Source organism: Pauljensenia sp. 20925_1_34 (assembly GCF_041432775.1).
Classification (GTDB): Bacteria; Actinomycetota; Actinomycetes; order Actinomycetales; family Actinomycetaceae; genus Pauljensenia.
On the sequence record NZ_JAPWAG010000013.1, the window covers coordinates 12,569 to 33,639 of the forward strand.

Annotated in this window: 16 protein-coding genes; 1 reads left to right on the forward strand and 15 read right to left on the reverse strand. The window is 65.8% G+C overall.

All coding sequences use genetic code 11. The annotated features are described in order from the left end of the window. Window positions 1-35: 35 nt before the first annotated feature. Window positions 36-317, forward strand: a complete 282-nt coding sequence (locus O3669_RS06430; RefSeq protein WP_295918770.1) for a hypothetical protein — start codon at window positions 36-38, stop codon at window positions 315-317. 105 nt (window positions 318-422) lie between these two features. Here O3669_RS06430 and O3669_RS06435 read toward each other — a convergent pair whose 3' ends face one another. The 15 genes from O3669_RS06435 to O3669_RS06505 form a co-directional block, all read right to left on the reverse strand. Continuing rightward, window positions 423-1,370: a hypothetical protein gene (locus O3669_RS06435; RefSeq protein ID WP_371524073.1), complete on the reverse strand. Its 948-nt coding sequence runs from the start codon at window positions 1,368-1,370 to the stop codon at window positions 423-425. Then, on the reverse strand, window positions 1,367-1,891 hold the full coding sequence (locus O3669_RS06440; RefSeq protein WP_371524074.1) for a hypothetical protein: 525 nt from the start codon (window positions 1,889-1,891) through the stop codon (window positions 1,367-1,369). The genes O3669_RS06435 and O3669_RS06440 overlap by 4 nt, the downstream gene beginning before the upstream one ends. A 148-nt stretch (window positions 1,892-2,039) precedes the next feature. Then, window positions 2,040-2,798 (reverse strand): hypothetical protein, encoded by a 759-nt coding sequence (locus O3669_RS06445; protein WP_371524075.1) that lies wholly within the window; start codon window positions 2,796-2,798, stop codon window positions 2,040-2,042. Window positions 2,799-2,888: 90 nt separating this feature from the next. Next, window positions 2,889-4,586 (reverse strand): hypothetical protein, encoded by a 1,698-nt coding sequence (locus O3669_RS06450; protein WP_371524076.1) that lies wholly within the window; start codon window positions 4,584-4,586, stop codon window positions 2,889-2,891. Continuing rightward, the gene (locus tag O3669_RS06455) at window positions 4,586-4,873 is read right to left on the reverse strand and encodes a hypothetical protein (RefSeq protein ID WP_371524077.1); all 288 of its coding nucleotides are present in this window, start codon (window positions 4,871-4,873) and stop codon (window positions 4,586-4,588) included. The genes O3669_RS06450 and O3669_RS06455 overlap by 1 nt, the downstream gene beginning before the upstream one ends. Window positions 4,874-4,940: 67 nt before the next feature. Further along, complete coding sequence (locus O3669_RS06460; protein ID WP_295918785.1) at window positions 4,941-5,237, reverse strand: WXG100 family type VII secretion target; 297 nt, start codon at window positions 5,235-5,237, stop codon at window positions 4,941-4,943. Window positions 5,238-5,395: 158 nt separating this feature from the next. Next, the gene (locus O3669_RS06465; protein ID WP_371524078.1) at window positions 5,396-9,853 is read right to left on the reverse strand and encodes an FtsK/SpoIIIE domain-containing protein; all 4,458 of its coding nucleotides are present in this window, start codon (window positions 9,851-9,853) and stop codon (window positions 5,396-5,398) included. Then, window positions 9,850-10,620, reverse strand: coding sequence for a hypothetical protein (locus tag O3669_RS06470; protein WP_371524079.1), 771 nt, complete (start codon window positions 10,618-10,620; stop codon window positions 9,850-9,852). Before O3669_RS06470 ends, O3669_RS06465 begins: the two co-directional genes overlap by 4 nt. Continuing rightward, entirely contained in the window at window positions 10,617-12,155 is a 1,539-nt protein-coding gene (locus O3669_RS06475; protein ID WP_371524080.1) for a serine/threonine-protein kinase, read from the reverse strand. Before O3669_RS06475 ends, O3669_RS06470 begins: the two co-directional genes overlap by 4 nt. After that, window positions 12,155-14,203, reverse strand: coding sequence for an FHA domain-containing protein (locus O3669_RS06480; RefSeq protein WP_371524081.1), 2,049 nt, complete (start codon window positions 14,201-14,203; stop codon window positions 12,155-12,157). The genes O3669_RS06475 and O3669_RS06480 overlap by 1 nt, the downstream gene beginning before the upstream one ends. Next, window positions 14,196-15,104, reverse strand: a complete 909-nt coding sequence (locus tag O3669_RS06485) for a PP2C family serine/threonine-protein phosphatase (RefSeq protein WP_371524082.1) — start codon at window positions 15,102-15,104, stop codon at window positions 14,196-14,198. Before O3669_RS06485 ends, O3669_RS06480 begins: the two co-directional genes overlap by 8 nt. Beyond that, on the reverse strand, window positions 15,097-16,314 hold the full coding sequence (locus O3669_RS06490; RefSeq protein ID WP_371524084.1) for an RDD family protein: 1,218 nt from the start codon (window positions 16,312-16,314) through the stop codon (window positions 15,097-15,099). Before O3669_RS06490 ends, O3669_RS06485 begins: the two co-directional genes overlap by 8 nt. A 1-nt stretch (window position 16,315) precedes the next feature. Next, window positions 16,316-18,745, reverse strand: coding sequence for a transglutaminaseTgpA domain-containing protein (locus O3669_RS06495; protein ID WP_371524085.1), 2,430 nt, complete (start codon window positions 18,743-18,745; stop codon window positions 16,316-16,318). Next, entirely contained in the window at window positions 18,742-20,055 is a 1,314-nt protein-coding gene (locus O3669_RS06500) for a DUF58 domain-containing protein (protein ID WP_314768524.1), read from the reverse strand. Before O3669_RS06500 ends, O3669_RS06495 begins: the two co-directional genes overlap by 4 nt. A 5-nt stretch (window positions 20,056-20,060) precedes the next feature. Next, window positions 20,061-21,026 carry a MoxR family ATPase gene (locus O3669_RS06505; RefSeq protein ID WP_295918808.1) on the reverse strand — a complete coding sequence of 322 codons (966 nt, stop codon included), beginning with the start codon at window positions 21,024-21,026 and terminating at the stop codon, window positions 20,061-20,063. Window positions 21,027-21,071: the final 45 nt, after the last annotated feature.

Sequence of the window (21,071 nt, forward strand, 5' to 3'; positions counted from 1 at the left end):
CTTTCACATCACAACACAGGTATTAGGAGTCTGACATGACGCGATGGAAGAAGGCGGTCGGCGTCGTAGCGGCCGTCATGGTTGTGGTCTCGCTGACGGCGTGCTCTGGATCAACGAGGACCAAGGGGGGTGACACGACCTGCGGGGAGTATTTGACGATGTCCTCTGACGATCAATATGAGGCAGTCAAGGACCTCCTGTCGGAGAAGGGGAAGACTCCTTCAAAAGCCATGATTCAGCTGAGTGTCAGTTCAGCGAAGCTCTTTTGTGTGACGGCGGGCGACGATCAGTCCAAGATTCGCGAGATCAACGGATAGGTGGCGCGCCTTCCCGCTCATTCACCTTGATGTGCGGACGAGTGAACGTGGCTGTGGGGGCCACCCATTGGGTGGCCCCCACGTATGTCGTGCCTCGTGCGTTGGCTACTTGTTGATATGGCGATCGAGCCAGGCTTTGAGATCCGGGTAAATCGACGGATTCTTCGACAGCGCCACCCACAGGTCAGGCCTCGTCCGAGCGATCTCCGCCTGGACCTCCCACGGCGTCGCCGGATCTATCGCGTCGGCGGCAGTGAAGCGGCTTCCCGGCGAGACTGCCGCGCGCGTCATGTCGAGGTCATCGTCGTCGTAGGCGTCGGCCGAGGCCTGCTGAGGCTGAGCGATGTCCGGTGCCTGTTGGGGCGCCGAGACCTGCTGGGGTTCGGGGGCTTGCTGGGGCACCGAGACCTGTTGGGGCGCCGAGACCTGCTGGGGTTCCGGGGCTTGCTGCAGGGCAGGTGCGGGCGAAGCGAGCGGGCCAACCGAGAACGGCTGATTGACCGGGGCGTCCTCGCTGGGGGAGGTGAGAGGGCCAATCGAGATCGGGCGGTTAAGCTCTTCGGCCGCGCTCTGGCGCGGTGCAGGGGCTTCCGGGGCTGGAGGCATCGACGGTGCAACCGCTGTCGGCGCGGGAGCCGACGCGGAGGGCGCGCCGGAGGCGGGCGTGTGCACCTGCTGAGCCACGGCCTCGTTCGTGAGAGGCTGTGCAACGTTGGCCGCCTGGGGCTGCGAGAACGCCGGTGCCGCGGGCGTCGTCAGAGCGCTCGGCGCCACTTGAGCGGCGGTGGTGGCCTGCGCAACCCACGCCTGGTAGGCCTGCGCCTCCGCAGCGTTGGCGGCGGGCGGGCGCTTCCACGGTTCTGGGTCCTGGGCTGCGAGGGGGTCGGGCAGCGCCGCAGGGCCGAAGTAATCCAAGGCCAGGACCGCTACCGCACCACCAACGATGAACAGCGACGGAAGGAGCCTGTGATCCTCGTCGGCCAGCAGGAAAAACCACGGCAGGCCGATGGCGAGCACCGCCAGTGCGATGAAGTGTGGGGTGGTGTGTTTCATTTCCACTTCACCTTTCCTTGTTCACTGATGATCTCGCAGTACGGGTCACATGCCCTCATCGCCCTGATGACGCGCCGTTCCAGATTGGCTAGGCTCCTGGCCTCGGGCACCAGACCGTTGAACTGCAATGCTTGGACGACGCTCCACAGGAGCTGCGTGCCTTCTTTGTCGGTGAGCAGCGTCGCAGACCACTGCGTGAAGGTCAGGCGGCCCTTCGATTGGAAAACGAGACCGGCGGGATCGTCCGAGCGCCACTTGAAGACGCTGGCAGGCCACCACCGTGGGGGCTTTTCGCTAGCCGGGACGTCGATTGCCTCCCACGCAGCCTCAAGGAGTGCGTGAGCAGACACTGATTTCGGGGTGATGAGGTGTGTTCTGCCCACCGCCCCCTCGCCCTCGCGGTGCGCTTTCCGGAAAATCAGCTGGGTGATCTTCGCGGAGATTTCCTGACGCAGCCGGAACCACCCGTAATAGAGGAAGCCGCAAGCGATGAGAATGATGATTGCTATCGCCGTGGTCATGATGTGTTTCTCCTAGTTGGAATGATAGTTGTGATCAGGCAGTGGCTCCCGATTGTTTGCTTCGTCGCGACACCGGGAGAACCCCTCAAGTGACCAGGAAGCCCTGCCGACGGCACTCAGTGCGTCGTCGGCGGTCCCGGGATGACTGTTAGTCGGCGGTTGCTTCTTCGGGTTCGTTTGTGGCCTCCGACGTGGTCTCAGCTGTGGCCTCGGACTCGGATTCAACCTCGTCGGCGGAACCGGAAACGAAGTAAGACGCTGCGATGAGCAGATCGAAGAGCTCGAGCATGAGGTTCTTGATCATGGCCATCTGCGTTACGAAGGAGACGATCACGATCTGCTTCGTGTCGGGCACGTGCGCCCAATAATCGACGCGCATCCGCTCGAATTGAAGCTTCTCCGCCTCGGCGCGCAGGGCCGCTTCCTCGGGAGTCTCCTCCTCGGGGACCTCGATCTGGAACGAATCATCCTTCTCGATGAGCAGGCGGCGCAGCGCGCGATAGTTTCCGCCCTCAACGTCGACGAACGTGTCGTCCGCGTCATCGAAGCCCATTCGAAGGATGCCAAATACTTCGTCGCTCTCCGTGCCAATCGCCGGGCTCATGCGCAGGCCCGGCGGCTGGTAGACCGTGATGTTCACAGGGAAGGGCGCGTCCTTTTCGAGCTCCTTGCCAAAGTACATCGCAACGGCGCCGCCTTCCGCGGCCGCGGCGCACGCATCGACCACCTGATCGTGCATCTGGCGACGCAGCACGGCCGCGTCGTCCGCCGGGCCGACAATGCCCTGGACCATGCGCTCGACGTCCTGTTCCGAGGCCCCCTCATCCGTGATCGCCACGGGGAACCAGGTGCCCGGTAGGTTGAAGACGAGGCGTGGGTCCTCGCTGGGGCTCTTATCGCTTGCCATCGTTGATTCCGCTTTCTCGCATGGAGCTTAGATGCTGGTTGTCTAGGTTCGTCGAAGGGGGGGGAATGAGAGACGTTGCGCAGACAAGGCTCAGGCCAGATTTCGCAACGGATCAATCTCATCTACTCGATCAATGCGTCTGTTGTACAGGCGGCCGTGCTTGGCATCGTACTGTTGCTTCATAGCCTCGAGCCCATGTCCCCATCTCGGGTCGAGGTTCCACCAGTCCTTGGCGTCTGCTTTGATGTTAATCTGCTTTCCGTATGCTTCCGGCAGAAGTGGCGAAGACTGTATAGACGTAAGCGGATCCTTGGAGAAGCGGTAGTTTTCGACGCGGGCACGCGCATCAACGTCGGAAGTGAAGAAACCGTTTTGTATTGCCGACTCTCGAGCGAGCGTCATGCTCGTGTAACTCAATCCCGCAGCGTTGAAGGTCGTCGCCCTCGACCCCGTCGCGATCGAACCCGCCGACGCGAGCTCCCCGCCCAGGGAATGGCCGGCCAGGGAGAAGTTGCCCGCGGTGACGCCGTTGGCCATCAGGCGCTGTTTGACGCTTGTCGCGGCGACAATTGCCTGACGGACTTGCGGCGAAATGTCCGCTGCCCCCAACACATCGCTGGTCACGTCGCCTTCCGGATCGCCGAAATTGGTTCCGTCGTAGGACAAGACATAGCGCCCGTTGTCGTCACGGAAGAGCGTCGCGTGGAAGCCGGTTCTCTTGTCTTCGAAGATCGTCGGATCGATACCCAGTTTCCGCAGCTCGGCGGGGCTCACCTCGTGCCAGCCGGGAGGCTCCTTCCAGTCTCCGCGGGGGTGGGGCCTACCCGCGAGGTCCATTTTGTCCCGGATGAGGCCCTCCCTGCCCGGGCGAGTGTTGACGGTCTCCGTCGTCTCCCCGTTGTCACCGTAACCGACGCCAGACGGCCCACGTTTGCGCTCGGCTTCGTCGAGCTGGGCGTTATGTGCCTGCATGAGTAACTTTTGGCGGCGTCCCTGCAGGGTAGCAGCTCCTAATGTGAGAAACAGAAGGAGGTAAGCGCGGAACTTTGGGTCTTGTAGGGCGCCGAGCCCTAGTACGGAAGAAATAATCGTACCAAGAACTACGCTGGCCGCTTTGACAACTATCTTGAGAGCTTCAACTATCTTGTCTATAAACTCCTTGAGGACTTTTTTCCACTCGCTGAACTCTGCGAGTGCCTTGCCGACGTTTTTGATGAACTGAGAAATTTTGTCGATCAGGTTGTCGTTGGTGCTGGATATCGCCGTGTCGATCTTGGAGATGGTTGCGTTTGCAACAGCATCGACGATCATTTGTTCTTTTTTGATATCCGACGCAGCCCCGGTCATAGCACCGGCAGCACGCTTTTCGTCGGCGCACGCCTGTTTATAGGCGTTTTGCGCGTTTGTGACGTTGGTAGAGGGGGCGTGCGAATCTTTCAGTGCCTCAAGCTGACGCTTGGTCTTTTTCGCGGCCTCCTGGGCGGCGCTGTGCTGTCGCTTGGCGGTCTCTCCTCGGGCCGCCGCTGCGTCGGCTCGCTTGTGGCAGTCGGCTAGGATCACCTGGTATTCCCGCAATGCCAGGCCCGTATTCAGGTAGCGGCCGTGTGCCGCCTCCAGGCATTTCTTAGCGTTGCTCACCTGCCTGTACGTTGCGACGACAGCGAGCGAGTTCGCCGTCGTCACAAATTTACTGAGGCCATCGATCGCGGACTGGATGCTGTTCGCGGAGGTGATCAGCCCCTCAACCTTCGTTTTCAGGGCGGTGGGTTCTCCCGGCAGGGTACTCATTATTTCTTTCTCCTCAGCGCGTTCTCGAGGTCTCTGTCGAGATCCTCGAAGGTTTCGGCGATGGCCTCGAAGGTCTTCGCCAGTGCCTCCAGGTGCTCGCGGAAACGCCCCCGGGTGGTGTCCCAGTTATTGCCGAACTCCCTGACCTTTCCCGCGAGTTTGTCATGGCCGACAACAGAGGCAATGTCCAAGGCGTCGATCTTCGCATCGTCCAACAGGGCTGCCGTTGCGCGCAGGGACTTCGACCGGTTGCGCAACTCGGTCGTGTCGAGTGACAGGTTCACCATGGCGTTTCCTTTCTTCAGAGGACCTGGGGCGCGGACGTGTCCTCCCGCGCCCCAGGCGGTGACGACCTTACTTACCGGCCGCTCGTGCCAGCTGCTCGTCAGTCTCCTGGAGGGCCTGGGCGGCTTTGTTCAGGTAGTCGGCCATGCCGTCGATTCCCTTGACCGTGCGCGTCGCGCCCTGGGTGAACTCCTGGTACGAGCTGTCGAAGGCGCCCGAGGCGCGCGACGTCGTAAAGCCGTTCTGAACCAGCTGCTGGACCAGCGAGCGCAGCTCGTTGAGCTTGGACTCAAGATCCTGCTGGCCGTTGCGCAGGCGGGTGGCCGCAGAATGCATCTGATCGTAGGTGACATTCAGGTTTGTCATTGTGTTCCTCCGTTGAGAATTGGATACCCGGGGTGGGTATCGCGGATCTGGTGTGTTCGAGCCGACGGTTCCCACGTCGGATGGGTGATTAGCCCGTAATCTCAAACTAACATTTCGTTTTGTCACTGACGATGGGGACTAGTCCCCATCGGGTTTTGTCATACTCGGGGCACCTGCACTTTCCACTGTTTGCCGGACTGAACAAAGTAGCCGCGACCCGGCACGGCCTCGGCCCCGAAGATACCGGGGACGGGAACTCCGACGGCGTTCTCGCCCTCACCGGGCGAGGGGCACAGGACGATCCCTGTCCGGCCGCTGCGCACCCCGGATGCCAGCGAGCCGCCGAATGACCACCCGGACACGTCGGCCTCGGCCACGACCAAATGACCATTGGCCTTCGCTGAGGCGATAGCGTCCTGCAACTGTTGGTCACACGCGGAGAAAGAGAACTCTCCGATACCCTCAACAAAGAGGACGACTCCCGGCGTGGTCTCCGGAGCTTCTTCCTCAAACAGGTGACCATGCTTGGCAAGCATGGACGCGATCTTGTCTGCTCCCTGCGCTGTCTCCGTCCACAGCGGTTCCCTCGCCACCAGGGATCGGCGTGCACATGCGTGCAGCATGACCGCATTCGGGAAAGCACTGTGGACGCTGCGTGCCAGCCACCGGACGGTGTTGGTCCTGCCAGACTGAGCGGGGCCGGTGATCGCGAAGGTACCCCCAGGGCGCAGCGGCATCGGGGCAAGCGAGCCCGCCTCGACCCCGATGACGGGGCGTCCTTCGACAACGCGATCAACCTCGCGCTCCGGTATGTCGAGCGGCAGGGAACGGATCGGTGTCGGGCGGGTGCGTCGGCGCATAAACGAGGCGCCTGCCAGTGATTCGATCTCCCTGGCCTGGTCGTAGTCCGTGACATTCCTGCCGAGGATCGGCAGCTGCAAGAGGTTGGGGTTACCCACCTGCATGGCGCGTCCTGGAGCGCTCGACGCGCTCAGAACATCGCGCGGAAGATTGAAATAGAGGTATGCGTCCTCGTCGGTGAGACGCAGAACCACCTTGCGTTGGAACGACGCGGCGATCGAGTTCGGGATGGCCTGCGGCCGGTCCGCCGATACCGCGAAGTGAACGCCGACTTCGCGCCCGTCCGACAGAATCTGCTGGAAACGGCTCCAGATCTTCGCATGTCGGCCGACGAGCTGGTAGGTCTCGGCGAACGTGGCGATCCCATCGATGAGCACGAGGTATCGGGGCTCGTCCTGCTTACCCGAGAGTTCCCGGTAGGAGGTCAGGTGGCTGGCGTTGACGGCCTTGTAGGAGACAGAACGCTCGTCGACGATGCTACCGAGGAAGTCGATGAGCTTAGCAATCCTCTCTTCGTCGTCGCCCTGGATAACGTTGCCGACGCTGGGGAGCTTCTGAAGCATGTCGAGGCCTCCGCCGGCGAAGTCGAGGGCGTAGACGTTGACGGGACCTGAGCTGGGGGTGATGCCTGCAGCGATCGCGAGCGATCGCAGCGCGGTCGTCTTTCCGGAACCGGAGGCGCCGTAGAAGGCGATGTGTCCGTCCGTGTCGGGTCGGAAGTACTCCACTTCCTGCGACTGGTCCTCGGGGTCGTCTAGGACACCGAGGACGATCTTGGCGTCGGAACGCTGGGGTAGAAGCGAGAGGTCGTAGATCGGTGCGAGTTCGGGCAGCCACGGCTTGCGAGGCGCCTGGATGTTCGCTTTGGCCGACGCTGCGCAGATAGTACCGACAACTCGGGTGATGTCGGTAGGGATCTCCTCGCGAGGCTTGGGCGGCTCGGGCGTCTTCCACTTCTGCGGCAGGCCGAAGCCCAGCGCCTCGATGTCAACCTGCGTCGTCTTGAGTCCCTCGGCCGTGCGGGCACCCGGGTAGGCCGACTGGAACACCGAGATTCTGCCGGGGCCTGTCTTTGCCGCAGCACGGCCGGGCGTGTTCTGCGGGAAGTGGGCGGCCATGGCATCCCCGAGGACATCCTGGGAATCATCGGTGTCAGCCATGCGCAGGGCGACGCGCAGGTTTGTGTTCGCACGAAGGTTGTCCTTGATGACGCCCGCAGGGCGCTGGGTCGCCAGGATGAGGTGCAGGCCGAGGGAACGTCCTCGTTGGGCGACGTCGACGACGCCGTCGATGAACTCGGGAACCTCGTTCACGAGCGCCGCGAACTCGTCGACGACAATGACGAGCGATGGGGGGCAGTCGGGATCGCCGGACTTCTCGAGGGTGACGAGGTCTTTTGCTCGTTTTTTGTTGAGAAGGCGCTCGCGGTAGTGCAGCTCCGCTCGTAGTGAGGTCAGGGCGCGGCGCACCAGGTAGGGCGACAAGTCGGTGACCAGGCCGACGGTGTGCGGCAGATCCGTGCACTGCTCGAAGGCGGAACCACCCTTGTAGTCGACGAACAGGAATGTCAGCCTATCGGGTGACACCGATTGGGCCATGCCGAGGACCCACGCCTGCAAGAACTCGGACTTGCCGGCACCCGTTGTGCCGCCGACCAGCGCGTGCGGTCCATGCAAGCGTAGGTCCAGCTGCATGGGCTCGCTCGCCCCCTGGCCGACGATGGCTGACAGGGGAACGGCCGGAATCTTGCGATGGGGGTGCCCCGGTGTGCGGTCGATGATCGAGTGCGAGGCCCTCCACCGTTCGATGATGGCGTTGGGATCGTCCGCCAGTTCCTGGCCAGTCAGATCCACGTAGGAAATGGAGCCTGGCAGATCCGAGTCATCGTCGACGGGGACTCCCGCGTCGAAAAGAGGGGATAGTGACCGGCCCAGGGCAGCCAACTCCTCGTCCGAGACGCGGTCCACGCTCACGTCCTCAAGCGCGCGCGAGGCGCGTACGTCACCGATGGAAGCCTGCCTGCCGTCGAATGCGATGAACGACCGGCACGCCGCAGGCAATTCGGAGAACGAAGGGGCCATCCACACAAAGTAGATACCTCGATCAGGGCCCAACTCGGCAAGACGGTTCAGGCGAGCGCGGTCCACCAGCACGTCGTCCACGAAAACGACCACCGCGGGAATCGGATTAGGGAACTTCTTCGACGTATCCTGCGCAGAGGCCTCGCTAGAGGAGGCGGAAGCAACCTCGGGGCCGCGGTCGGAGACCTCGCTGGGGTCGCCCTGAGTGCGGGCTTCGAGCAGGCCTTCGAGCGAAGAGAGCAGGACCTTCGCGGAAGCCGAGTCGGAGGCAAGGTGGACGCCGGCACCGAAGGGGGAGTGCGGGGAGGAGCAGTGAGGGAGCCACTTCATCCACTCCCATCCCTGCACGTGATCGGTGGAGGTCATGCAGGTGACGATGACTTCAGCAGGCGAGTACTGTGCCGCCAGCTGGGCTGCGATCGCCCCGCGCGCCTGCCTGAGGACGTCGCTCGGGCCGCACAAGCCCAGGCCTCCGGACGAGCGGATGTCGGCAACGAGTGGAACATTCGTGACCCGCGAGTACTCAACGGCGAGCGCGCGCACCTTGGCGACCGCCTCCGGAAGACCCGTGCGCTGATCCGCCCCTTCGATGGTGACCGTCGCGGTGTCCGTCCCTTGCCCCAGGCGGAACTTCAGGAACTCCGGGTGCTCGGGCCTGCGTATCCACAACGAGCCGTCGCGACGCAGCGCCCCCTCGATGGTCTGCTTGATCGGAGGGAACTGAGCGTGGCGGGACTCCACATCCTCGCGTCGACTGTCATCCAGGTCCTGGTGGGTGACCTTCAGAGCATCTTCAAACTGTGTCATTGCTTCGGTGAACTCGCTTGTCGACTGTCGACGTTGGTCCCACCACGAGCCGATCATGATGATCGGACTCAGGATGATGAACACCAAGCTCGTCAGCTGTCGGGTCAGGAGGAACATGGATGCGCCCATAATCAGGGGGGCCACGAGGCCGATGAATGGGAAACGCGAGGGCTTGGGGCGGGTCGGTGCATCGGGGAGCTTGATCGTTCGGGGGGTCGCGTGTGGGATGACCTGAGGCGACCTGATGAATGCGATGTCCGTGGACTCGCCAGTCGATTCGGGCATCTTTGTCTGGACCAGTTGGATCTGAGTGTCTCCAAGGAGGACCACGTCACCGGGTGTCACCGTGGCCTGCTGCACGCGCTGGTTGCCAACGAGGACACCGTTGGCTGAGTTGAGGTCGTGAATTTCAATGCTTGAGCCGACGGTGATGCGAGCATGTTCCTTCGACACTCGACGGTCGTTGAGCATGATCGTGCACGAGGGAGATCGGCCCACGGTTGTGCCGCCGAAATACAGGGGGACGCACATGCCCTTGTCATTTCCGTCCAGGACGCGTAGCTCGCCCGCCACGCCTCCCGTTGGAGTCGCGTCTTTCGCCGAGGCGATGTCGACAAGTGAACCCGAGTTGAGTCCTGTCTCAGTCACGTATGCCGTTGACGGCAGGACTGAGGTGATTCTTCCGTCCACGGGATCGAGAACTCTGAGCGTCAGCGAATCGGGTGCAGCCAGGGTGGCGGCGCTCTGTCGCGGACCCGAGGAAGCCAGAGCGGCAGCAACATCTCCGACCGTCGCCGTTGCATCGGTGGTGACCAGCAGGTCGATATCCTCGCGGGTACGCCCGCGCAGTGTCAGTTTGATCTTCATCGCCGGTCCTTTCCGGTGAGTGCATCGGGTGTGCTGTTGCGTCGTTTCTCATCGTCGAGCAGATACAGGTCGCTGCTGGAGACCAGCCGCGCCGCGACCGCGTATTCGACCAGCCTGACGCGCCTGTGTGTCGCCAAGGACCCCGGCCTGCCCCGCATGCCGGGCACTCCCATCCGGTCGAGCTTGTCGGCGACGTTGTCGAGCTTTCGGTTGAAGCGGGTGATCGGCCACCCCAGCCGCGCAGCAGCCTCGGCATTGCGCGGGATATCGGTCGCGCCGGAACCAGCCTGCGTCAGCCAGGGTTCGCACAGCGCCAGGATCAGCAGGTACTGCGACGGCGTGAAACGTGCTTCCCCGACCGTGGCCTCGCCGGTGTCGGCGGCGGGGGCGGAGTAGCTGCGGAATGTCGTCCCGCGCACGGTGATGGAGAACTCGTAGGTCGTGGGCCCGGCGGCGAATACGACGACGGCCGACTCGAAGACCAGGGGGATGCGCGCCCCTGGCCCGACCCGAGCCTGCATGGACCCCGAGGCGTCGGCGACGGTGACCGCGATCCGCGACCCAATGTTGTCCAGCCACCACAGGCCGTCGTGGCAGCTGATCCGCACAAGCCTGCGGTGCAGGTAGGGGTTGTCGTCAATGCACAGGTCGGCCTCGCGGCCAATGAGGAACTCCTGATCGGCGCGAACCTCGTAGATTTCGCCGCAGTAGTCGATGACCGCGGATACGTCCTCGGTGGACTCCGGTTGGATACTCGCCGCGCTCATGGCGTCTCCACACATTCGATGGCCTCGTTCGAGGAGCGCCCGTCCGAGTTGCGCACGGCGACCGACAGGCAGGTGCGCCCCGGTACAACCGGAACGGTGACCGTCGTCTCCTTCGTCTGGCGCACAGGGTGGTCCTCCTTGGGGTCCTCGACGTGGTAGAGGTACGTCGTCCCGGTGCCGACCGCGTCCCACGTGAAGGTGACCCCCTCAGGGGTGACCGTGCCCGCCAGACCGGTAATCGATGCGTTCGCGTTGGCCGAGGGCAGCCCGTCGAGTGGAGGCGCATCAGGCGAGGACTGGGCCGGAGCCACCGTGCTTCCTTCGCCGCGCAGCACCGTCCACACGCCGAAGGCGACGCCGCTCACGAGGAGAAGCACGAGCAGGAACCCAGCCACGACCGAGCCGAAGCCCCTGGAGGGAGCCTCCTCGGCCTCGTCCGTCTCAGAGGCCCGAGGCGCGTCCTCACGCGTGGACCCCGCGTTCGCGGGACCGCTCTGCGGCGCGCTTGCCGGAGCCGGGGCCGGGTCCACCTTCGCCAGGACGGCGACCGTGCGGTCATCCTCCTCGTCAGGGACGGACGAGGCCGGGGCTGGGGCGTGGGAAGAAAACACGGCGATGGGCGCCGCGCAGGTCTCGTCCCCCTCCTCATCCTCAAAGGTCCCGGTGGGCGCTTCCACCCCCATGGCCTCGAAGGGCGTGGGGGTCAGGCGCAGCGAAGACTGCACGTTTTGAAGCGCGAGGGCGAACTCCCGCGCCGACTGGTAGCGCCGCTTGGGGTCCTTGGACATCGCAATCGCGAGGATGCGCTCGAGCTCCGCGGGCACGTCGCTGCGGCCGATGGCGGGCACCGGGGAGCGCAGCACGCGGTTGAGTACGGAGAGCTCGCGGTTGTCTCCCCCGGGAATCTCGAAGGGGGAGTGGCCTGTGAGGATACCGTGCACGGTGGCGGCCAGGGAATAGACGTCGATGGTCGGACCGAAGGGACCCGTGCCGTCCTGTTGCTCCGGCGGTGCCCACGCCACGGAGAAACCGCCCGGGGATTCCTCGCCCGTTCCCGTCTGCGCGGCGATGCCGAAGTCAGTGAGGACGGGGTGCCCAAACTGGGTGAACAGGATGTTCATGGGCTTGACGTCGCGGTGGATGATCCCGCGCTGGTGGAGCGTCTCCACTGCGCCCGCGATGCGCACGCCGACGTCAAGCGCCTGGGACACGGGGATGCGGTGTTCTTTGGAACGCTGGCCCAGGTGCGGGGGCGGACAGTACTCCATGACCAGGTAGTGGCGGCCGTCGTCCGCAATTCCCCCCGTGTAGAAGGACACGATGGACGGGTGGTTGGCGACCTGAGCCATCAGGTTCACTTCGGCGTCAAAGGCCGCCGAGGCCCGGGCGTTGGAATCCGGACGCAGGACCTTGACCGCCACGTCGCGTTGGGGCATCTGCTGGCGGAACAGGTAGACGTCGGCGAAACCGCCCGTGCCGAGGTGGCGGACGAACGTTGCGCCCGGAATTGCCGGGGGATCGAGTGGTTGTCGCATTACGCCTCCATTCGGAATGAGATGTTCTCGCCGAGCTCGACGACGTCCCCCGGCTTGAGGACCATGGCCACAGACCCGTCCAGGCGGACGGGGGCCTGCCCGGGGCGCATCAGCAGAGTGCCGTTTTGGGAGCCGAGGTCGTGGAGCCGCACGTCCCAGTCGTCGATCCGCAGCTCGCAGTGACTGCGAGATATCTTCTTGCCGGGGCTCGGGACAATGGCCAGGCGCGCGGGGGCGCGACCAGCGGTCGGGGTTGAGCGGGGACGTCGCCCGATGATGATGTCCTGGTTGAGGGGCACCTCTTCCCCCGTGGACAGGATGATCCGGCCCAGGTCTGGGCGCGGGACGGTGACGGAGCTGCTGCTCAGCGGAGACGAACAGATTCGACACGACGAGGCGTGGGTCGGGTTCGGGTGCCCCTTCTCGCACAGGACCGCCAGGACCTGCGGACCGACCGCGGCTGACGTCGCCTGCACGCAGGACGTGTCCTGCGCGGGCTCCGTGCCAATCTGTCGCGCGTACTCGCGCAGCTCGCGGGCGCGCTCCGGGAGCATCGTCTGTCCGTCGTGATCGCCCTCGGCCTGCGTCGCCGCGAGTCGTTGATAGGCGGCGCTGGGCGCGGCTTCCTGCGCTCGCGGAGCGCCTGAGGAGAGTCCGGGGACAGAGTCGATGAAGAAGCTTCCCGGGGGCGGGTCGAATCGGGGCTCGGGTTCTGCTGCCGAGACCGGCGGACCCGAAACCGCCTGACCGGGGACGGGTGGGACCGGATCATCGATGGCGGGCTCCGGTGCCTCCCGGTGCTCTGTCTCAGGCGGGGAGGCGAACGACGGGGGCACGGGAACCGGGTCGTCGTCGATGACATCGGAGTTTTGAATCTGCCTGACGGCCGCTTGCTCGACGGAATACTCTGGACGCTCGGCACCGTAGAGGTATTCGAAGCGGGAACGCACGCCATCCTCCGCTTCCACCTCGAGGGGTTCGTCCGCCGCATCGTCAGCTGTCGCGTCGAGGGATGGCTTGTCGTCGTCGGGGTCTTCGGCCTCGTCCACGGGGTCGGGCTCGGGTGTCTCGTCCTCGCGCTCGTACCAGGGGATTTGCGTCTCTTCTCCCGAGGCCCCTGAGCCCGATGGCTCGTCGTCGGCAGGAACGGGGGCGGGGGCAGTCGGCTGGGCAATCACAGGATCTGCCGCCGCGTCCTCCTGCTCGGATTCCTCCTCCTCGTCGGACGGAGAGACAAACTGCGCGAAGAAGGCCGCAGCGGGGGAATCGTTGTCCTCGGCAGACAAGGAAGCGTCGTCGGCCTCACCCGCAGGCTCGTCAGACCCGGACGAGGCCCCCGCGAGCCAAGAGAGATCGGCGGAGGAACCCTCGCCGTCGGCAGGCGCGTCGCCCGAATCTACTGGGGCGGGATCAGGCGGCAACGGCTCCTCGGGGCTCGCTTGCGCGCCCGCAGAGGGAACGGGTGCGCCGAGAGCCGGGGAGGCCTCGTCCGAAGCGACGACGGCGCTCGCGGAGGAAGCAGGCCTGGAGGAAGCGGGGGAGGCCTCGTCCCAGGCCACGGACTCGACGCGGGAATCGGCGGGCGCGCCGCACGCTACCTCGCCGACCGTGCCCGACGCGAGCGTGGCCACGGGCAGGACGGCGCTGATCACCTGCCACCGGGCGGCCTCGGGCATGGGACCGTCCACCGGCGTGGCGATCCGCCAGCCGGAATGCGTGCGGAAGCGGTGCTCAGACCACGTGATGACGCTGCCCCCGCTCACGGACGTCGGCCCCTCCGACCCGTCGACGACGACCTCGAAAGCTCCGCGGACAGCGATGTGTGCTTCGCCCGACTCGTCGATGAGTGCGACGAAACTCGGCAGCGCGGCCAGGTTGGCGGCGAAGGCGGAGGTCAGCTCCTGGAGGAGGACAGCCAGGTCCGCGCCCTCCAGCATGAGCTCCCAGAATCGCTGGGCGAGCTGCTCGTTGCCGGGCTCCAGGACGACGATTCCGCGCTCGGTCACCGCTGCGGGATAGCCACCCGGCGTCCACGTGCGTTTACGCATGCTGTTCCTCCACTCGCGTTGCATCCGCCAGTTGCTGCTTCTCCATCGGCTGCGAGTCCGCGTCTCCGGCAGAGTTGACGGTCACGTCGTTATCGACGGTTTCGTCGCCGGTACTCGACTGCCCCCACTCGGGCTCGGCCTCGAGGACATCCGCGATGACGACGGTGATGTTGTCCTTACCGCCAGCACCCAGCGCCTGTGCGATCAACTCGTCGGCTGCCTGCTCGCGGTCCTTGACGTGGCGCACGATCATCTCGATGAGCGCGTCCGTCACCTCTCCCGACAGCCCGTCGGAGCAGATCACCCACCGGTCGCCGCGATGCACGGGGACCATGAAGATATCGGCGGTGACATGACGGGTGGATCCGGCTCCCAGCGCCCGGGTGATGATGTTTCGGTGGGGCAGGGCGCGGGCCTCGACGTCGGTCACGTAGCCCGCGTCAATGAGTTCTTGAACCTCGGAATGATCGACAGAGATCTGCTCGAAACTCCCTTCGGAGAGCAGGTAGGTCCGCGAGTCTCCGATGTTGAACACGGCGGCGCAGGGCTTACCCCGGTACTCCTGGAATGCGATGCCCGTCAGGGTTGAACCCGGTGCCCGCGAGCCCGTTCCCAGATCCGCGACTGCCAACGCCGCGCGGGATACCGCGGTCGAGAGTAGGGCGGGGGTGGTGAACTCGCCCCGAGCCAACGAGTCACACATGGTGTCGACGACGACCCGAGAGGCGACGTCGCCCGCGTCGTTTCCTCCCATTCCGTCCGCCACGAAGTAGGTGGGGAAGGAAGCCCCCCACGAGTCCTCGTTATGCGTGCGGCGGCGTCCCACATCTGTGCGGGCAGCGTGCGCGACGACGACCCGAGAACCCCCGGGGCCGACCGCTTCGACACACTCGTTACCCATTGACGACCACGCTCCGCTGCCCGTACCGGACGGTGTCTCCGGGCGCCGCGACGATGGGGGAACCGGGCACGACAGGCGTCTCCTGGCCGTCGGCGCGCACAACGACCGTGCCGCCGGTGGAGTGCAGGTCCTCGACGAGAACCCCCTCCCGCGTCGCCGTGAGCACGACGTGAGTCTTCGATACCGTCCGATCCGGGTCATCGACGGGCACGAGGGAGGCAGTGGGGCGCGAGGCCGGGGCGACCGGGTTGCGTCCGAGCACGATCGAGCCGCCGAATGGATAGTCCACGCCCGTGTCGAAGGTGACCCGAGCCGTGTCGTAGCGCACCCCGAGCTGTGTGCGGTCATCGTCGTCATCCTCGTGGTGGGAGGAGGCCGACGCACTCCCCGAATACGAGGACGAGGGCGGGGTGAAGGACAAAGGAGGCTCGGACACCTCGGGGGCTGGCGTGCTGACACCTGTGCCGGAAGTCGACCAAGGCGTTGCCCCGATATAGTCGGAGGAAGGCGCGGGTGCGCTCGCCGCGGGCGAAGGAACGGAGGGCGCTGCCGGGCTCGGATCGGGGATCGCACTTCCCCACGGCACGTGCACCGTCTCCGTTTCCTTTTCGGGCACTGTCGGGACAGGCGGCAGCGAAGCGGCGGCCGAGGACGTGGCGTTCCACGGGTGGACTACCGGCTCGGGCTCCTCCTCGGGCTCGGGGGCGGGGGTCTTGTAGGTGTCGCGTCCCGCTTTCGTGTTGATCGGGACGATGCCCAGCGTGCGGTCGAACCACGTCCGGTTCATCTCGTCCATGCTGGCGAAGCAGATGATCATGGGTCCGAGTCCGAAGGTGAAGGAAGCGATGAGACCCTGCAAGACTAGCTTCCATAGCGATGCCCACCCCGCAGCAGCTCCCGTGTCGTAGCGAACCCAACGCACGCCTACGGCACGCATCATTGGAGTTGCGCCGGTTCGCACGATGACAATCACAAGCATGATGAACCAGGCGAAGCACAAGAAAAGGATCGCAAGCACGAGGTGCTCGATGTCATCCGGTGACATTCGATTGATCATCGCACCCGCGATGATAGAGGAAATGAGCATCTGGGCAGCGGTATAGAAGATGGCGGTCAGGATACGCCACAAGAATCGGCGCCAGATGTTGACTGCGACCGTCCCCGCCAGGTGTGGGGGAACCTCGACGGAGGGCTTTCCCGGGACCGTCATTTCATACATTGTCCGTGCCTTTCAGGGGTGTGGCCTCGTCGGTGGCCGCGGGTGTTGTCTTCTTCGCGCGCCACTGGGCGAGCAGCTCGATGAGGGAATCGACGCGCACGCGCAGAGGAACCCGGCGCATCCGCAGGGAACGCGTCGACAGGAACGCCCAGTAGCGCCGATACCAGGGTGTCTTCCCCGAAATCGCTGCCACGACCTCGTCCCTGATCTCCCAGGAACGCTCCGCGCCCCCACCCTGAGCGCCCGCGTCGGAGAACACGACGGCGTCGAGCGAACGGGCCATGGACACCAGCTCGGTGCACTGCTCGTCCCACCGGTGGAAACCGGTATCTGCGGGGATCTCGGCGCGGCGGTCCTCCAGCCGCGCGTCGATGGCGCGCGCTTGCGTCAGGCGTGTCGCCCCCACGGGCACGCGCAGTCCGGTGTCCGTCGCGTAGTCGACGACGTCCTCCCATGCGCCCGCGGCGCGTTCTTCATCGGACCCCTGGGTGCGCCTGCGGCGCCGACGCAGCGCCTTGAAGAGGAGCAGACCCCAGATCGGGGAGAGCGCCAGGACGCCGAGGGCCGTCCAGCCCAGGATCGCCAGGAGGATACCGATCCACGCGGGCCAGCCTTCCTCGTTGTCGTCCGAGTCGTCGAAGGTGTCCGGCGGAAGCTCCGCCGGGTCCTGCGGCGGGTCCGGCGGCTGGAGGACCTGAGGCTTCGGATCGGGCTTGGGCTTGGGGACCTCCGTTTGGGGCACCTGGTCGCGCGGGGGAGTCGGGTCGAAGGCGACCCATCCAGCGCCCTCGAAGGGGACCTCGACCCACAGGTGCGTGTCCTTGCCCGTCATCGTCACCGGTCCCGAGGCCGGGGTCTCCGGGTGGAATCCCATGACGATCCGGGAGGGGATCTGTTGCGAGCGCAGCATGAGGAGCATCGCGACCGCGTACTGGTCGTCGTCGCCGATGAGCTGGTCGGCGCTCAGGAAGTCCTCGATGCGCGAGGTGCGGTGGCCCGGCAGGGAGAGCTGGTCGGAGCCGTCGGAGTAGAAGCCCTCGTCGTGGAGCGTGCGCTGAATGGCGCGGACCTGCGCGATGCCCGGTGCGGCGTCGCCGATCATTTCCGTGGCGGCGTCGGCGACTTCGGAGGGGACTCCCTCGTCGGCTGCTGACGTCGTGCGCGAGAACGCTCGGCCTTCAAGCTCCTCGTCGCTCCACTGACGCGTCACCACGCCGGTGACCCGGTAGGAGTCTCCCTGCGCGAGTCGCACGGTGGACAGCGCAGTCTCGAGGCGGTCGTGGAAGTAGAGCGCGTCAGCGAGCTGGTTGGCCCGATCGGAGGTGTACTCCAGGGAGCGCGCCCCGTCGACGGTGGGAACCCAGTTCCCTGAGTAACCCTCGATGCGCACGGTCACGTTCGAGGCCTGGGCGTCGGCGGGCGCGGGAGTCTCGTAGAAGGAGGTTCCGACGTGGCGGAATCCAGACCCGTTGGCGTTCGTGGCGATCTGGATGACCGTCCCGTCGTAGTAGTCGAGGGTCGCGAGGCGGAGCCTGCCTCCCTCGGGCAGCCCGTCGACCGTCAGGAGCTCTGTGTCCTTGTCGGTCGTGTTCAGGAAGCGGAACTGCGTGGCCGGTGAGTGGTATTCCTGGAGGTTGAGCGGCGGCTCGACGTAGTCGCGCGCGACCGTGCGGTGCGAATCCGTGACGACGACGCGCGTGAGGGGAACGGCGACCGCGAGGGCCAGGGCGATCAGCGTGACCGCGCCGAGGCCTCGGCGCACGGCGGGGTTGGCAGCACGCTCGTGGAACTCGACGACCCCGCGCCCGCCCTCGCGGCGCGTGCGTCCGGCCACGTGCGCGGACCAGACGACGCCCACGATCACGGTGAACAGGCCGATCGGCAGGGCGAGGGGGGCTTGATGGGAGCTCCAGATAATGCCGAGGAGGCCCAGGATGCCGATGGGAGCAAGCGCCCACGCCGGTCGCTTGGTGCGCAGCACGATGGTGAGCGCGATGAAGGAGGTGACCAGGGCGCTCAGGAAGGGCATGATCGCCGGCCCGACGAAGATGCCGGCGGGCGGTTGAACGGTCAGCAGGTCCTTCCACGAGGTGATCGTGCCGATGACCAGCATCTGGATCGTTCGCCGCGTGGGCAGGACGTGGTAGGCGGTCGTTGTGGGCAGGGCGAGGGGGCCACCGGCTAGCAGGTAGGCGGCGGCCAAGGCCAGCGTCGATCCAATCGTCCTGACGCGAAGCGCGGCGGTGAGCGCGGCGACCAGGACGCCCACGACGAGGCCTCCCAGAGCTGCGACGTACCCGGTGGTTCCGCCAAAGACGGGGCCGTGGATAAGGGCCACTGCGGCGAGCAGCGAGACTACCGCGAGGGCGTCGATGCCGCGCCGGAGCGCGGAGGCGGCCAGGGGAGAAGGGTTCGTCGTCATCCGAGGGCCTTCCACATTCCGATGGCGAAGTCATCCAGGGTGGGCGCGACGACGACCGGCGTGTTGCCGAGAGTACGCAGCTCGAAGTCGGCGTCCATGTCGATGCGCACGCCGGTGATCACCATGTCGAGGGGGAGGCGCGTGAGGGCCGCGTGCAGGTCCGCCAGGGGGGTGCGCGATCCAGAGATGACGACGGCGGTCGAGGCCTGGGAGGCCTCGGTCCCAGCGCGCTGGGTCAGTGCGCTGATGCGTTCTGCGCCCAGGACGCGCTCGACCCCGGAGAGGGAGTCCATCGCGTGCATCGGGGTGGGGGTCTTGAGGTGACCGACCTGGGTGTGCACCGAGACCTCCTTCGCATCGACGAGGGCCGCGCGCGCCATGGAGGCCGCCGCGGAGACGCCGATCTCGAACTCCTCGTCGCTTGCCCACGCATCGGTGTCCAGGTCGAGGACGATGAGCAGGTGGGATCGGCGCGTTTCCTCAAATTGGCGGACCATGAGCTTGCCGACGCGCGCCGTGGAGCGCCAGTGGATGGCGCGCCGGTCGTCGCCGGGGACGTATTCGCGCAGGGCGTGGAAGGACACGTCAGCGGAGGACAGGTCCTGCGTGGTCGCTCCTTCGATGTCGCGGATGAAACCGACCGTCGAGGCGTTCATGGCGACCGTTCGCGGGTGGATGTAGAGTTCGGTGGCATCGGACCACGTCTGGACGCGGCGGACCAGGCCGAGGCCGTCGCCGCGGATCGTGGAGGCAGGGCCCACGGCCACGACGCCTCGCCGCGTCGTCGCGATTGCGAAGACCTCCTCGTGGTTCTGGTCCCGTCCCAGCGCCGGGCACAGGAACGAGTTCGCGCCCGCGCCGACGCGCAGCTCGACCATGGTGGCGCGCAGGCGCCGAGCCGTGGGGTTGGAGACTGTCAGCGCGCCGAGGGCTTTCTCGCCGACCGTCACGCGCGTGTTGGCGAGCCGCAGCGCGACGGCGTGCCCTGCCCGGCCCAGGGACCACAGGAGGGAGAGGGCCACCAGGGTCAGGCACGTGAAGCCCAGGACCGCGGCCTCGACCCACGAGAACAGGACGCCCGCCAGGGAGGCTCCCGCCCCGATGATCGCCGTTCCCCAGCCGAGCACAGTCAGGGACGACAGCAGTCGCAGGAATGAGCCGAGGCCGGGGACCCGCCGCGCCGCAGCGATGCAGGTCCGCCAGGAGGAGACGACCGTCGCCGACGCGCGCGCGAGAGCGACGCGCGCACGTGTGACGGCGTCGAGGCGCTCGCGCAGGTGGCGCTTGTCGGCGACGGAACGCGGTGCCACGATCCTCAGCCCTTCATGACCGGGGCGGCGACCGCTCCCAGCGCACGCTCGATGACGCCCTCGCGCGTGGCCCCGCCGAACTCGGCGTCGGGGTCCAAGACGAGCCTGTGAGCCCACACGCGCACCGCCAGGGCTTGCACGTCGTCGGGGATCACGAAGTTACGGCCCTGGGCGATAGCCCACACGCGGGCGGCGCGCATCATGGCGATGGCTCCACGCGTCGAGACGCCGATACGGACCTCGGAGTCGGCGCGGCTCGCCTCGCACAGGTCCTGCACGTAGGCGGCGATCGAGCGGTCGACGTAGTTGTTGGCCGCCAGGTCCGCCATGTCGGCGACCGCCTTTGTGGAGATCACGGGGGACAGGGTGCGGGTGCGGTCGGGCGCGGCGGAGCCGAGGATGACGTCAATGCCGGCCTCGCGGCCCGGGTAGCCGATCGAGGTCTTCATGAGGAAGCGGTCCAGCTGAGCCTCGGGCAGGCGGTAGGTGCCGGCCTGCTCGACGGGGTTCTGCGTGGCGATCACCATGAAGGGGCGTCCCGTCTCGCGGCGCACGCCGTCGACGGTCACCTGGGCCTCTTCCATGACCTCCAGGAGGGCCGACTGGGTCTTGGGCGAGGCACGGTTGATCTCATCGGCCAGGACGATCGAGGCGAAGATAGGGCCCTTGTGGAAGTCCCACGATCCCGTCCGCTGGTCGTAGATGGTCACGCCCGTGATGTCGGAAGGCAGCAGGTCGGGCGTGAACTGGATGCGCGAATGCGTCCCGTGGACGGTGGCCGCGATGGCACGCGCCAGCGCCGTCTTGCCTGTTCCCGGCGCGTCCTCGAGGAGCAGGTGCCCCTCGGCGAACATGCAGGTCAGCGCCAGGCGGATGACCTCTTCCTTGCCCAGGAGGGCCTGGCCGACGTTGTCCGTGATCCTCGTGAAGGAGTCGGCGAACCAGTGGGCGTTGTCTGCGGTGACTTCCATTGTTGTCCTTAGTTGTGCTGTGTGAAAGGGGCTCGTTTGTTGTGG